The following is a 12669-nucleotide window of genomic DNA, read 5'->3' as shown; positions in this document are numbered from 1 at the left end:
TGTCCAGACATATTTACCGATGCAGTACAGGGAGTAAGCATGCCGATCAAGATCCCGGATCAGTTACCTGCCGCCGAAGTGCTGGGGCAGGAGAACATCTTCGTGATGACGGAATCCAGGGCCGTCACCCAGAACATCCGCCCATTGCGGGTGTTGATCCTCAACCTGATGCCCAAGAAGATTGAAACCGAGATCCAGCTGATGCGGATGCTCTCCAACTCGCCGCTGCAGGTGGACGTGGATTTGCTGCGCATCGATGACAGGGAGTCAAAGAACACGCCTCAGGCCCATCTCGAGAACTTCTATCATGATTTCGAGCAGGTTCGCGGCAACAACTATGACGGCATGATCATCACGGGGGCACCACTCGGGCTGGTGGAGTTCGAGGAGGTGGTCTATTGGCCGCGCATCGTCGAGATCATAGAGTGGTCCCATCAACACGTGACCTCGACCCTGTTCCTCTGCTGGGCCGTACAGGCGGCGCTCAAGGCCCTGTATGGTATGGAGAAGCAGACCCATGGCGAGAAGCTTTCCGGTGTCTATCGCCATCATCGCCTCGATGAGAACGAGCCGCTGCTGCGCGGTTTCGACGACGAGTTCGTGGCGCCTCACTCTCGCTATGCGGCCTTCGACGGGGATCTCATCCGTGCCCACACCGACCTGCAGATCTTTGCCGAGTCCGAGGAGGCGGGGGTCTACCTGGCGGCCACCAAGGATTGTCGTCAGGTATTTGTCACCGGCCACCCTGAATACGATGTGCTGACCCTGGACGGGGAGTATCAGCGGGATCTGGCGGCCGGTCTCGACCCCGTCATTCCGGTCAACTACTACCCGAACAATGATCCAGCCCAGCCGCCGCGCGCCAGCTGGCGCAGCCATGGCCACCTGTTGTTTTCCAACTGGCTCAACTACTACGTCTACCAGCTCACCAGCTATCGGGTGGAAGATATCGGCAAGGTGTTTACCTATCAGCAACCCAAGTAGGGCCAGCGCTCAGGGTCAGTCGGCCTGATCCAGCCGCGTGGCCATGGCATCCAGCCATTGGCGATGCGCCGGCAGGGTGAAGGCCTTGGGCCTGTGGGCCTTGATGGCGGCCATGGCCTCCTGTTGTGGCTGGCCGAGGGAGATCAGCAGGGCGGCCGCGACAAGACCGGTGCGGCCGCTGCCCCCCTGACAGTGGATGACCAGATGCTTGCCATCGTGCAGCAGCGCGCTCAGTTGTGGCAACGCCAGCTGCCAGGCGTGTTCGAAGGCGGCATCGGGGGCCTGATCATCTTCGATGGGCAGGTGGAACCAGCGCATGCCTTCCTGCTCGACCTGACGACCGAGGTGCGCCAGATCCAGCTCTGCCAGCTCGGTGGCGGTCATGAGCGTCACTACCCCGTGGGCACCGGCAAACCTCAGCTGATCCAGCGCCAGTGGCAGCGGTACTTGCTGGGTGCCGGGGCAGGGGGTCAGCAGCAACTGGCCATCGACGCGGGGCACTTCCTGGCTCCAGAAGGGATGAGACGAGTACATAAAGGTCCTTATGAGGCCTGCAAGGGGGAGGGGGCCTGACATGGCCCGGATCCTGAGTGCGCCAAAGCATAGGGGGTGCAGCCTCTATGTCAATCTGCGTTGTGTTCGGCCCGGTTTACGGGCAGAGTCTAAAAAATTGATCGGTTCAAGGAGTTAAGATGAGAAACCTGGATCAACTGGATTTGGATATCCTGGCCCATCTGTTTCGCGATGCGGGCATGACCAACAAGGATCTGGCTGCCCTGGTCGGGGTGGCTCCGTCCACTTGCCTGGAGCGGGTGCGCAAGCTGCAGCAGGACGGGGTGCTCAAGGGGGCACATTGCGAAGTGGATCATCAGGCACTGGGTGGCCATATCCAGGCCATGGTTTCGCTGCAACTGGCGCGCCACAGCCGCCAGATCATCGATGCCTTCCGCGATGCCATACTGGCGCTGCCCGAGGTGATCAGCCTGTTTCACATGGGTGGCAAGGATGACTTTCTGGTGCACCTCTGCGTCGCCGATACCGAGCACCTGCGCAACTTCGTGTTCGATCACTTCACTTCACGGGAAGAGGTGGTGCACCTCGAAACCTCGCTGGTGTTCGAGCACAGATTCAGCCGTTCCCTGCCCTGTTTCCTCAATATCTGATGGCATGTCTCGCCCAACATAAAACCCGCCAACTGGCGGGTTTTATGTTGTTGCGTTGGCGGGGTCAGTTCAGCACTGTCCGGGTATCCGGCGCCGTCTGGTAGAGCCCTTTCTGGTAGGCCAGACTCCCCCACAGCGCCAGCCCGAGGGCGGCATCCTTCATGGCATCCGGTTGCGGTGCAGGTGTGAGGGTTTCGCTGGCATCCTCATAGATGAAGCCTTGCGCCGGACGCTCCGGTTGCAGGATCACCACATCCTTGCCCCGCATCAGGGCAAAGTTCTTGTCGTACTGCATGATGGCGCGCCCCGGCCAGTCGGCTGGCATGCGGGTCAGATCCTTGCCCAGCATGGGATAGTCGGCGCTTATCCCCATCAGGGAGAGCAGGGTCGGTGCCATGTCGATCTGGCTGACGATGCGCGGGTCCTGCTTCGGGGCTATGCCGTCACCGACGATGACGCCGGGAATGTGGAAGCGGGGGATGGGGACCAGACTGTCACCGCCAACCCGACTGTCGTGGTCGGCGATGACCAGAAACAGGGTGTCTTTCCAGTAGTCGGACTGCTTCGCCTTCTTGAAGAACTCGCCGATGGCGTAGTCCGCGTACTTGGCGGCGTTGTTGCGGGTTTGCTTGGGTTGTTCGTAGAGCGCGATGCGATCGTCCGGGAATTCAAAAGGATCGTGGTTGCTGGAGCTGAACACCAGGCTGAAGAAGGGCTTGCCCTCCTTGTGCAGCGCCTTGAAGGTCTCGTCGGCCTTGGTCATCAGGTCCTCGTCGGAGGCGCCCCATGACCCCTCGAATACCGGGTTCTTGAAGTCTTTCTGCTCGACTATGGTGGTGAAGCCGTTGCCGAGGAAGAAGCTGCGCATGTTGTCGAAATGGCTCTCGCCACCATAGATGAAGCTGGTGTCGTAGCCGCGTTGCTTGAGCAGATCCGCGATGGTAAAGAAGTTGGTCTGGCTCTTGCCTAGCTTGACCACGGCCTGGGCCGGGGTCGGCGTGAAACCGGTCAGCACAGCTTCTATGCCGCGCACCGAACGGGTGCCAGTGGCGTAGAGCTGCTCGAATGCCCAACCCTGTTGCGAGAGCGCATCCAGATTGGGGGTGAGTGGCAGACCGCCGAGGGAGCCGACGAACTGGGCTCCCAGGCTCTCTTGCAACAGGATCACCAGATTCTTGGGTTGGCCGCTATAGCTGGCTTCGTTGAAGGTCTGGCTGGGCAGGGCCGTCGAGCTGAAGTCATGGAGCTCGCGGCCGCTCTCCTGGCGAATGAGGTCGAGGATCTGTTGCCGAGGCAACTGGCCATAGAACTGGCTGGCATCCTCTTCGCCCCCCATCTGCTTGATGGCGAAAAACACCGAGTAGGCGGAGTTGACGGTGAGGGCATTGATCAGAGGGTCGCTGGCAAAGGCGACCATGGCCGGATTCAGAGGGCGATGACCCAGACTGGAGCGGGCGCCGAGGAAGCCTATGGCGAGAATGAGCAGGGCGAAGGCCGGGCGCAGATACCAGCGGGGGAAGCTGAGTCCGCGCAGCAGACGACCGCTCAGCCACCAACCTCCTCCCAGGGTCAGCAGGCTGAACAACATGGCGATCAGCAGTTCACCCTTGCGGCCGGCCCACAGCATGGAGAGCACTTCTTTCGGATAGATGAGGTACTCCACATAGAGGCGGTTGGGCCGCACGCCGTACTCGGTCACGAAAGAGGGAGTGGAGATCTCGAGGAAGAGCATCAGCCAGAGTCCCAGCGTCAGCCAGACCCTGATGAGTTGCAACCAGGCCCGGCCAATGGCGTGGGGCCCGGCCAGCAGCATGGTCAGCATGGCGGGGACACCCCATATCCAGCAGAGGGTCGCGATATCGACCCGCAGCCCTTGCAGCAGCATCTCTGGCCAACCTGCGACGGCATCGACCCGTTCCAGTTGCCACACGCCGAGGCCGACTCGGCTGGCGGAGAGAGAGACAAGCGCGATAAATGAAAAAACGGCGATGGGCCAAAACGGTCCCAGCCATTGTTTGATAGTGGTCATTGTTGTTCCTACAAGCCTGTTTGCACCCGTCCTCGGGCACATTGTTTTTATATTGCAGGGTTATGACCTTGTGCTTGGGGAAAGGTTGCATCAGGTGCCGGTAAAAGAGATGTTCTGGCACGATTTATGCCTTTTATGTGACAAGACGCAGGGATTGAAGACAGCATAAATGGCTGGAAAAAGTGTGATCCGTCCTGCAAAGCGGCGCTGGGGGCTTGTTTATAATGGCGCCGAATTTTCTCAATCGGAGCCGAAGGGATGCCGGTCTTTATCGATGTGGAATATTTGCAGGGATGGCGGCTGTTTGTGGTGCTTTCCGACGGTACCACGGGAGCGCTGGATCTGGCCCCCTGGCGCGCACAGCCCCTGTTTGCGGCGCTGGATTCTGAGCGGCGCTGTGCCAGGGTCTTCATCAACCGCCGTCATCAGCTGGAATGGCCCGCTGGCTGCACCCTCTCGGCCCACGAGGTGTATCACCTGATCAAACCCATCAATGAGCGGGAGGCGTTCAACTAACTCTCTTTTTTGTGAGCCATCCCCAGATTCCTGTAACTGGAATGTTTGTCCGTTTGCCTTCTCTACCCAATTTGGGTAAAACCTGCGCAACATTTTGCCAACCCTCTCTTGCCGTCGCCTGACAAGGCTTGCCACATCTTGGTCGCAGGCCTTTTTTACGGCCAGACGGCAAACCTTTCCCCAGCAGAAAGGTTTGTTGGTAGAGGTTAAAAAAACAAGATAAACAGATAGATAAGGAAAATTCATGGCTCATTTTATGCGGACCCCTCTCGCCTTGCTGGTGGGCGGCCTCGCCTGCCACGGCGCAGCCGGTCAGGAGCAGGTGCAACGGCTGGAGCCCATGGTGGTGGTTGCCAGCCGCCCGACCAGCACTCTGGAAGTGACGCTGGATCCCAAGAAGCCGGGGTCCCCCATGCCTGCCGCCGATGGCGCCGGTTATCTGAAGAACGTCACCGGCATGAGCATGGTGCGCAAGGGGGGGCTGGGGGGAGACCCCGTGCTGCGGGGGATGGGCATGTCCCGCCTCAACGTGCAGATGGATGGCGGCATGCTGGCCGGCGGCTGTGGCGGTCGCATGGACCCGCCCACCGCCTATGTGTTTCCCCAATCTTTCGACCGGATACGGGTGTTGAAGGGGCCGCAATCCCTGGAGCAGGGTGCCACCCTGGCGGGAACCGTGCTGTTCGAGCGAGACAGACCCGAGTTCAGTGCTCCCGGTGTCAAGGCCGAAGCCTCGGCGCTGTATGGCAGTTCCGGTCGTGACGACCAGATGCTGGATGCCACCGTCGGCGCCCCCGAGGGCTATCTGCGCGGCCAGTTCACCCACTCCGACAGCGATGACTACCGCGATGGTCATGGCGACAAGGTGCGCTCCTTCTATCGCCGGGAAAACGGCACGGCCCAGCTGGGCTGGACGCCGGGCGACAACACCCTGCTCGAGCTGACCGCCGAGCGCAGCAACGCCCGCGCCGCCTACGCGGATCGCATGATGGATGGCCCCATGTTCGACCGGGAGTCTTTCGGTCTCAAGTTCAAGCAGGAGGCGATCAGCCAGCAGTGGCGCCGCAGTGAGCTGACGCTGTGGGACAACGACATAGACCACATCATGGACAACTTCAGCCTGCGGCCAAACAGCGGCATCAAGATGCTTTCCAACCCGGATCGTCGCAATACCGGCGGCCGCTGGGCCAACGATATCGCCCTGCCGGCCGACTGGTTGCTGACCGCCGGACTCGATGCCAACCGGGATCAGCACAGGGCCCGCAGCGGTGTGGATTACGCCAGCCAGCCTCGCCAGCGTACTTTGCGATTCGAACAGCAAGGCTGGTTCAGCGAGCTGGGTCGCCAGCAGGGGGCCCACAGCTACAAGGGGGGTTATCGTCAGGATCGGGTGGAGACCACCAAATATGGCGCCGGCGATCAGACCCTCTATAGCGACAAGCTGGTGCTCGACAGCGGCTTTGGCCGCTACGAATACCAGTGGTCGCCAGCCTGGTCGAGCTATCTGGCCTGGGGCCAGGCCGAGCGGGCACCGGATTACTGGGAGCGCAGCAAAGACAGCGTCCCCTTTACCCTCAACCCCGAGCGCAGCCGCCAGTGGGATGCCGGGCTGGCCCTGCGCAGCCGCGATCTGGATCTGACCCTCTCCCTGTTCAGTGCCGACATCAAGGACTACCTGCTCTATCACAGCAAGTCGAACCAGGTGCGCAACATAGAGGCTCAGACCCGGGGCGGCGAGCTGGAAGGGCGCTGGCAGTTTGCCGAACAGTGGCGCCTCGATGGTGGTCTGGCAGTGGTCTACGGCGAAAACCAGAGCGACAGCAAGCCGCTGGCCCAGATGCCGCCACTCGATGGCAAGCTGGCCCTGGGCTGGCAGCCGGATGAGGACTGGAGCTTTACGCTGCTGGGGCGCGCCGTCGCGGCGCAGAAGAGGGTCGATGTGGGATCTGGCACAGTGGCCGGTCAGGATCAGGGGGAGACACCTGGTTTCTTCACCATGAATCTGAGCGGTGCCTGGCAGGTGAGCGAAGGGTGGCAGTTGTCCGCCGGTATCGACAACCTGTTCGATACCTTCTACTACGAGCATCTCTCCAAGTCGGTACACGCCAGCCAGGCTGGGCTGGGGTATGAGCAGATTGGTCGTATCCCCGAACCGGGCCGCGCCTTCTGGCTGTCAGTCAACTATCGCTTCGCCTCTGCCGGCGTGCTTTGAACCGGGTACGTGCCAACTGTCAGTCAGAGGGGCTCTAACCGACTGAAGCGGGTAACGTTTTCAGTCACAGACCCGCAATGGTGAGCTGGGTATCATGACCTCAAGGGTGGCGCGTTCTGCGCCAGCACCACCACAGCGGGAAGATAACAATGAAACAAGGACGTTTGCGCTATGGCGGCCTGCTCGGGGCCGCCTTGTTCCTGACGGCGTGCGGCAGCGGGGGCGGTGGCTCCAGCAGCGAGGCTCAGCCACCCGTGGTCAATCCACCTGTGACCTCGGCCAGCCGCGCCTGTTATGGCAATGACCAGGCCGCCTGCAACCTGAGAACCTATCAGGTGATGGTGGAGTCTTTCGTCGATGGCGACAGCGCCGCCAACTATGGCGTCGGTTATGGCCCCTCCGGGCACAACGGCGATCTGCAAGGGATCATCGACAGCCTGGATCACATCAAGAGTCTCAACGTCAACGCCATCTGGCTCACCCCTGTATTTGACTCCTGCGCGGGTCAGGGTGGGGATGACAAGCTGGATGCTACCGGCTACTTCGCCTGTGATTTTTTCACCGTGGATCCCAACTTTGGCAGCAATGCCCAGCTCAAACAGCTGGTGGATGCGGCGCACCAGCGCGGCCTTTACGTCTTTCTCGATGGCGTGTTCGGTCACGTCAACAAGGTGGGAGTGAGCAAGCCGTCGCCAGCGGGGCGCCAGCCTGCGCTCAAGAGCGGGGGGACCGGTTATCCCGGTCAGCTGGTGGATTACAGCCAACCCGAGAGCCTCGCCTACTTCAAGGAGGTGGCACGTTACTGGGTCGAACAGTACGGCATCGACGGCTGGCGACTGGATCAGGCCTATCAGCTGGGGCTGGACGAATGGCGTGCCATTCGCGGCGAAGTCGAACAGGCCAGTGCGACACGCAAGGCGGCGGGCCAGCAGTGGGGCACCCTGGGCTACATGGTGGGTGAGGTATGGAAGAGTGCTGACGAGATCCGGGCCCAGGCCTATGGCCCGAGCGACAAGCCGGCGCTCTCCTCGGCGTTCGACTTCCCGCTGCGCTACGGCATAGTACAGGCGCTGGCGGTGGAGGAGTCCGGCAAGGGCGGGCAGGGGGCCAGCGTGCTGGATGCCAGCTGGAACAAGGTGGAGAGCTATCCGAACCACGCCATGCCAAATCTGATGCTGGGCAACCACGATTTGGTACGCTTCGGTGACCTGCTGGAGCGGGGAAATTTCAATCCGGCGGACTACTGGCAGCGCCACAAGGCGGCCTTCAGCTTCCTCGCGGCTCGCTCAGGCCCCATCACCTTCTATTACGGCGAGGAGTTTGGCGACGAGGTGCCGGGCTTTGCCAAGCAGGTGAGTGGCGACTGTGCGGCGCAGGGACTCTGTGACGATCACGTGGCCCGCAGCGATGGCAAGGTGCCCGGTGTCACCGGTTTCGTGCCGAACAGCGATCAGGCCGAACTCAAGCAGTGGCTCAGCCAGTTGCTGGCGATGCGCGCCACGCATCCTGCCCTCTATCAGGGGGAGCGAGTCAAGCTGGTGGCCGATGGCAGCGTTTATGGCGACATCAAACAGACGGCGGCAGAGCAGATTGTCTACCTTCTCAACGTCTCCACCACGCCTCAAAGCTATGCCCTGCCGGTCGGCAAACTGCGCAGTGGAAGTGCCCTGGTGGATCTGCAAAGCGGTGAGAGTCTGGCGCTGGGTGGCAGCAGCGTGACGGTGGACTTGCCACCGCTGAGCGGTCGCTTCCTGCTGTTGCAATAAGGCTGGCGAGTAACAACAAGGGCTCCAGTTTGGAGCCCTTGTTCATTGTGGTGGGTTACTTCTCGATACCGCTGCCAAGCTCGTCCTGATGGGTATTGGCGGCAGGCGCATGGCTATTGCCGTGGCGCCAGCTCTCCAGCCGGTTGTGCACACCGCGGCGCAGACTATTGAAGCTGGTCTCGAGATAATCCACCCCCACCAGAATGGCCAGGGTGACGCCGGTGAGCAGCACGGCCTGGTGCAGCATCTCCATGCCGATGAGGGCGCCGAGTGCCGCCAGCATCCAGACGGTCGCAGCCGAGGTGACGCCCAGTACCTGACCATCCCGGGTCATCATGACGCCGGCGCCAAGAAAGCCGATCCCCGTGATGAGTTGACCCAGCACCCGTGCCTGATCGGCCCCCTGGGGGCTGACGGCGGCACCGATGGCGAGAAAGCAGTAAGTGCCGAGAATGATGAGCGAAGAGGTGCGGATCCCGACCGGCTTGCCGCGCAGTTGCCGCTCCAGCCCCACCAGGGTGCCGCATACCAGGCAGGCCAGGATGTTCTCCCAGCCAAGGGGCGCTATGTCCCACCAATCCGCTGTCATCATAATCACCTCTGCTGTCGATGCTTGTTATCCTGCCGCGCTCTGCCCCCGGTTTTCCAGCCGTTGCCGGAAGGCCCTGGCCAGGCGCTCGTAGAGGTCCTTTGCCTCTCTGTCCTCAATATCGCCACGTATCCAGGGATTGTCGATGATTTCCAGCAGCACGCAGTCGCGCCCCTGCTGGCGCAGGTCGACCCCGAACAGGCCGTTGCCGAGCTGATGCACGGCGCGGCGGGCTGTTTGCAGCACTCGCTCCGGTACCTCGGTGAGCGGTAGTGCCTCTATCCGGCTCATGTCGAGGGGGTGTTTGCGGCGGCGGATGCGGTTGCCGGGTTCCGGGCGGTAGCGGCGACAGGCGAACAACGGCGAGCCGTCGAGAAAGCCGATGCGCCAGTCAAATTCGGCAGGGATCCGGCTTTGCACCAGCAGCAGGGCGGAGCGACCCAGTCCCTCGTCCAACAGGCGGGCGAGCTGCTGTTCATCGCTGGCCATGGCGAGATCCCGCCCCTGGGCACCGTCGGGCACTTTTACCATCAACGGCAGGCCGAGCCGCTGCACCAGCTCGTCCACCTGGTGGCGACCACGGCGGGTGACCACCATGGTGGGCGGCATGGGCACGCCGCTGCGCACCATCAGCTCGTAGAGGTAGAGCTTGTTGCTGCAGGCGAGGATGGCGCGGGAGCTGTCGATCACCGGCATCTTGAGCTGCTCGGCGCGGCGGGCAAATTCGAAGGTGTAGTGGCCGACGGCGGTTTCTGCCCGCAGCCAGAGGGTGTCGAACTCCGGCAGCCGCTCTATGGCGGAGGGGGCAAGTATCTCGGCCTGGATCCCCTGTGCAGCGGCCGCCTTGATGAAGCGGTCGAGGGCCAGGGCATCGCTGCTGGCGCGGCCATCATCGGGATCCACCAGGATGGCGAGCTGGTAAAGCGGCGCCGCATGCTCCCCATCCCCGGCGCCAACCAGCGCCTGGGCATGGTGCAGCATCAGCGCCTTCTCGCTCTGGCTCAGATCCAGCGGAGACAGGCTTTGTTGCTGGCGCACCGACCAGCCGTGCCGACCGCGTTTGAGGGTCAGCTCCTGCAGCGGCAACTGGCTCAGGCCGTAGTAGTAGCGAGCCAGCCCCGCCAGCTCACTCTGTTCGCTCTGACCGAAGATGGCGCGCACCCGAATGCGATCCTCGCTCTGCTGGGCCAGCCAGCCCTGCACCTTGCGCCACAGCTTGGCCGGTGGCTGCTGGGGTTGCAACACGCTGATGGCTTGCAATCCCGGCAGACAGTGATGGCCCCGGGCCTGCGCCAGCAGGGAGCAGTAGTAGCCCGCGCTCAGGTGCTCCAGATCGCGGCAGAGGTTGATGATGCGGGGTCTGCCGCCCGTGGTCGGCACGCCGTGTTGCAGGTAGGTGCGGGCAGTCAGCAGATAATCGGCATGGCAGGGCCAGTCGCCCAGCTCTTCGACGATGACATAGGTACTCATAGTTCTTCGGCTCCACAGATCAGACTGCCTTGAATGGCAGTATCCCCAGTGGGCTTCGATGCACCGACAAGCACGACAATGGCGCGAGGGGAAACAAGAGGTTACAGTGCCTAATATTCTGCTTTGGTAACTTGTGATACAAGTCGCATTTCTGGTGCTGAAGATAAATAACCGAACAAGGACTCCCTGTGTTGACCGTGCGCGCGGCCCGAACCGATGATTTGGGCGCCATCGTTAAGCTGGAACGCTACTGCTTTCCCCCCGAAGTCGCCTTTGGCCGCAGCCGCTGGCACTATCTGCTCACCCACGCCAAGGGGCGCACCCTGCTGCTGCTGGATGAGACGTCACAGCTGATGGGGTATCTCAGCCTGCTGGAGCACAGAGGGTGGGATCGGCTGGTGATCCAGACTCTCGCCATCCGCTGGACCATTCGTCGTCAGGGCTGGGCCCGCCGTCTGCTGGAGCAGGTGATCCGGGAGGGGCGCGAAGCTGGCTGGGGGGCTGTGCGCCTCGAGGTGGGCGATGCCAATGAAGAGGCGCTTGCCCTCTATCAGGCGCTGGGATTCAAGGCTCAGCAGAGGTTGCCGGATTACTATGGCCGAGACCAGCATGCTCACCGGCTGGTGTTGTCACTCATTGGTGACGAGGAGCGTCAGCTGCGCGGTCTGGCCCGCAAGCACCGCATAGGCGGTAAAGCAGCCTTGCAACACGGCAAGGCGGGCTGCTCAGGATGAGTTGTGAAGACTGCCTTGCCACCGCCATCAAGGCCAAGCTGGGGCGCTGCCCCGTCTGCGCCATCCAGACGTTTGTCATCGGCCTGATCGGCTGGCTGGTGTGGTGGTGGTTTGGTGCCGACACCTCGGTCAATGCCCTCACCGGTCTGCTGTTCGCGCTGGGAGGCTCAGGCCTGTTCCTGCTCCATCTGGTGGTATTTGTCTGGCGCAAGGTGACCGGGCGTGAATTGAGCGATGAATGAATCTGAGTGGATTCAAACACATAAATAACAATATCGGTGTAGATATGGAGGTTCAGATGATTGCAATGGTAACGGGTGCTTCGTCCGGCTTTGGGGAGGCCATCAGCCGCCAGCTGGTGAACGCGGGTTACAGGGTGATAGGCACAGGCCGACGTGCTGAACGTCTGGCTGCCTTGGGCGATGAGCTGGGTGACAGCTTCCTGCCGCTGGTATTCGACGTGCAGGACAAGACGGCGACTCAAGCCGCCATCGCTGGCCTGCCGGCTGCCTGGCAAGAAGTGGATCTGCTGGTCAACAACGCCGGTCTGGCCCTGGGGCTGGAACCCGCCCACAAGGCGGACCTCGAAGACTGGGAGCAGATGATAGCCACCAACATCAGCGGTTTGACCCTGCTCACCCGATTGCTGCTGCCGGGCATGGTGGCGCGCAATCGCGGCCACGTGGTCAATATCGGCTCCATCGCAGGCACCTACCCCTATCCGGGCGGCAACGTCTACGGCGCCACCAAGGCATTCGTGAAACAGTTCAGCTTGAACCTGCGCGCCGACCTGGCGGGCACCGCCATCCGCGTCACCAATGTGGAGCCGGGTCTGTGTGGCGGCACCGAGTTCTCCAACGTGCGCTTCCACGGTGACGACGCCAAAGCCGCTACCGTCTATCAGGGGGTGCAGGCCATTCAGCCGGAAGACATCGCCAATACAGTGCTCTGGGTCAGCCAGCAGCCCGCCCACGTCAACATCAACAGCATAGAGATAATGCCGGTGGCCCAGACTTTTGGTCCGCTCCATATCAGCCGTGGCTGAGTTCCCTGCTTGATGAAATGAAAGAGGCACCCCGGGGCTGTCTCTTATACAAAAATCCCCAAGCGTCGCTTGGGGATTTTTTTGAACTTCTCTCCCATTCTGTGATCTGAACCTTTCATCGCTCTCTTCCCTGGTTCTAACATGCCCTTCACTCAACCGGC

12 protein-coding genes are annotated in these 12669 nt (G+C 61.7%); 8 read left to right on the top strand and 4 right to left on the bottom strand.

Annotation, left to right across the window (positions count from 1 at the left end):
- The first annotated feature begins 39 nt into the window (after positions 1-39).
- Positions 40-984 (top strand): homoserine O-succinyltransferase, encoded by a 945-nt coding sequence (metA, locus tag GWQ29_RS14590; protein WP_021138958.1) that lies wholly within the window; start codon positions 40-42, stop codon positions 982-984.
- A gap of 15 nt (positions 985-999) precedes the next feature.
- On the opposite strand, the gene GWQ29_RS14585 is transcribed toward metA, so the two are convergent.
- The gene (locus GWQ29_RS14585) at positions 1000-1518 is read right to left on the bottom strand and encodes a cyclin-dependent kinase inhibitor 3 family protein (RefSeq protein ID WP_275919715.1); all 519 of its coding nucleotides are present in this window, start codon (positions 1516-1518) and stop codon (positions 1000-1002) included.
- A gap of 158 nt (positions 1519-1676) precedes the next feature.
- On the opposite strand from GWQ29_RS14585, the gene GWQ29_RS14580 reads away from it, so the two are divergent.
- Positions 1677-2147 (top strand): Lrp/AsnC family transcriptional regulator, encoded by a 471-nt coding sequence (locus tag GWQ29_RS14580; protein ID WP_021138960.1) that lies wholly within the window; start codon positions 1677-1679, stop codon positions 2145-2147.
- Between the two features lie 64 nt (positions 2148-2211).
- On the opposite strand, the gene GWQ29_RS14575 is transcribed toward GWQ29_RS14580, so the two are convergent.
- Entirely contained in the window at positions 2212-4176 is a 1965-nt protein-coding gene (locus tag GWQ29_RS14575) for an LTA synthase family protein (protein ID WP_275919714.1), read from the bottom strand.
- A gap of 258 nt (positions 4177-4434) precedes the next feature.
- On the opposite strand from GWQ29_RS14575, the gene GWQ29_RS14570 reads away from it, so the two are divergent.
- From GWQ29_RS14570 to GWQ29_RS14560, 3 genes are all read left to right on the top strand, one after another.
- The gene (locus GWQ29_RS14570; RefSeq protein WP_005316103.1) at positions 4435-4692 is read left to right on the top strand and encodes a DUF2442 domain-containing protein; all 258 of its coding nucleotides are present in this window, start codon (positions 4435-4437) and stop codon (positions 4690-4692) included.
- A 244-nt stretch (positions 4693-4936) separates the two neighbouring features.
- On the top strand, positions 4937-6904 hold the full coding sequence (locus tag GWQ29_RS14565) for a TonB-dependent copper receptor (RefSeq protein WP_219591696.1): 1968 nt from the start codon (positions 4937-4939) through the stop codon (positions 6902-6904).
- Between the two features lie 149 nt (positions 6905-7053).
- Positions 7054-8670, top strand: a complete 1617-nt coding sequence (locus GWQ29_RS14560; RefSeq protein WP_275919713.1) for an alpha-amylase family protein — start codon at positions 7054-7056, stop codon at positions 8668-8670.
- A 55-nt stretch (positions 8671-8725) separates the two neighbouring features.
- Here GWQ29_RS14560 and GWQ29_RS14555 read toward each other — a convergent pair whose 3' ends face one another.
- Positions 8726-9262 (bottom strand): MgtC/SapB family protein, encoded by a 537-nt coding sequence (locus GWQ29_RS14555; RefSeq protein WP_265462031.1) that lies wholly within the window; start codon positions 9260-9262, stop codon positions 8726-8728.
- Positions 9263-9286: 24 nt separating this feature from the next.
- Entirely contained in the window at positions 9287-10729 is a 1443-nt protein-coding gene (locus GWQ29_RS14550) for a RimK family alpha-L-glutamate ligase (RefSeq protein ID WP_005316090.1), read from the bottom strand.
- A gap of 188 nt (positions 10730-10917) precedes the next feature.
- On the opposite strand from GWQ29_RS14550, the gene GWQ29_RS14545 reads away from it, so the two are divergent.
- From GWQ29_RS14545 to GWQ29_RS14535, 3 genes are read left to right on the top strand one after another with little or no spacing between them, the layout of a single operon-like run.
- Positions 10918-11463, top strand: a complete 546-nt coding sequence (locus GWQ29_RS14545) for an N-acetyltransferase (RefSeq protein ID WP_011899119.1) — start codon at positions 10918-10920, stop codon at positions 11461-11463.
- Entirely contained in the window at positions 11460-11705 is a 246-nt protein-coding gene (locus GWQ29_RS14540; RefSeq protein ID WP_099991521.1) for a DUF3624 domain-containing protein, read from the top strand. The genes GWQ29_RS14545 and GWQ29_RS14540 overlap by 4 nt, the downstream gene beginning before the upstream one ends.
- A gap of 56 nt (positions 11706-11761) precedes the next feature.
- A complete protein-coding gene (locus GWQ29_RS14535) occupies positions 11762-12508 on the top strand; it encodes an SDR family oxidoreductase (RefSeq protein WP_113720784.1) in 747 nt (248 codons plus the stop codon).
- The last annotated feature ends 161 nt before the right edge of the window (positions 12509-12669 follow it).

The organism is Aeromonas sp. 2HA2 (assembly GCF_029237345.1).
GTDB classification, from domain to species: Bacteria; Pseudomonadota; Gammaproteobacteria; order Enterobacterales; family Aeromonadaceae; genus Aeromonas; species Aeromonas salmonicida.
Note: the sequence above shows the minus strand (reverse complement) of the source record. Positions and strands in the feature narration are given on the sequence as shown.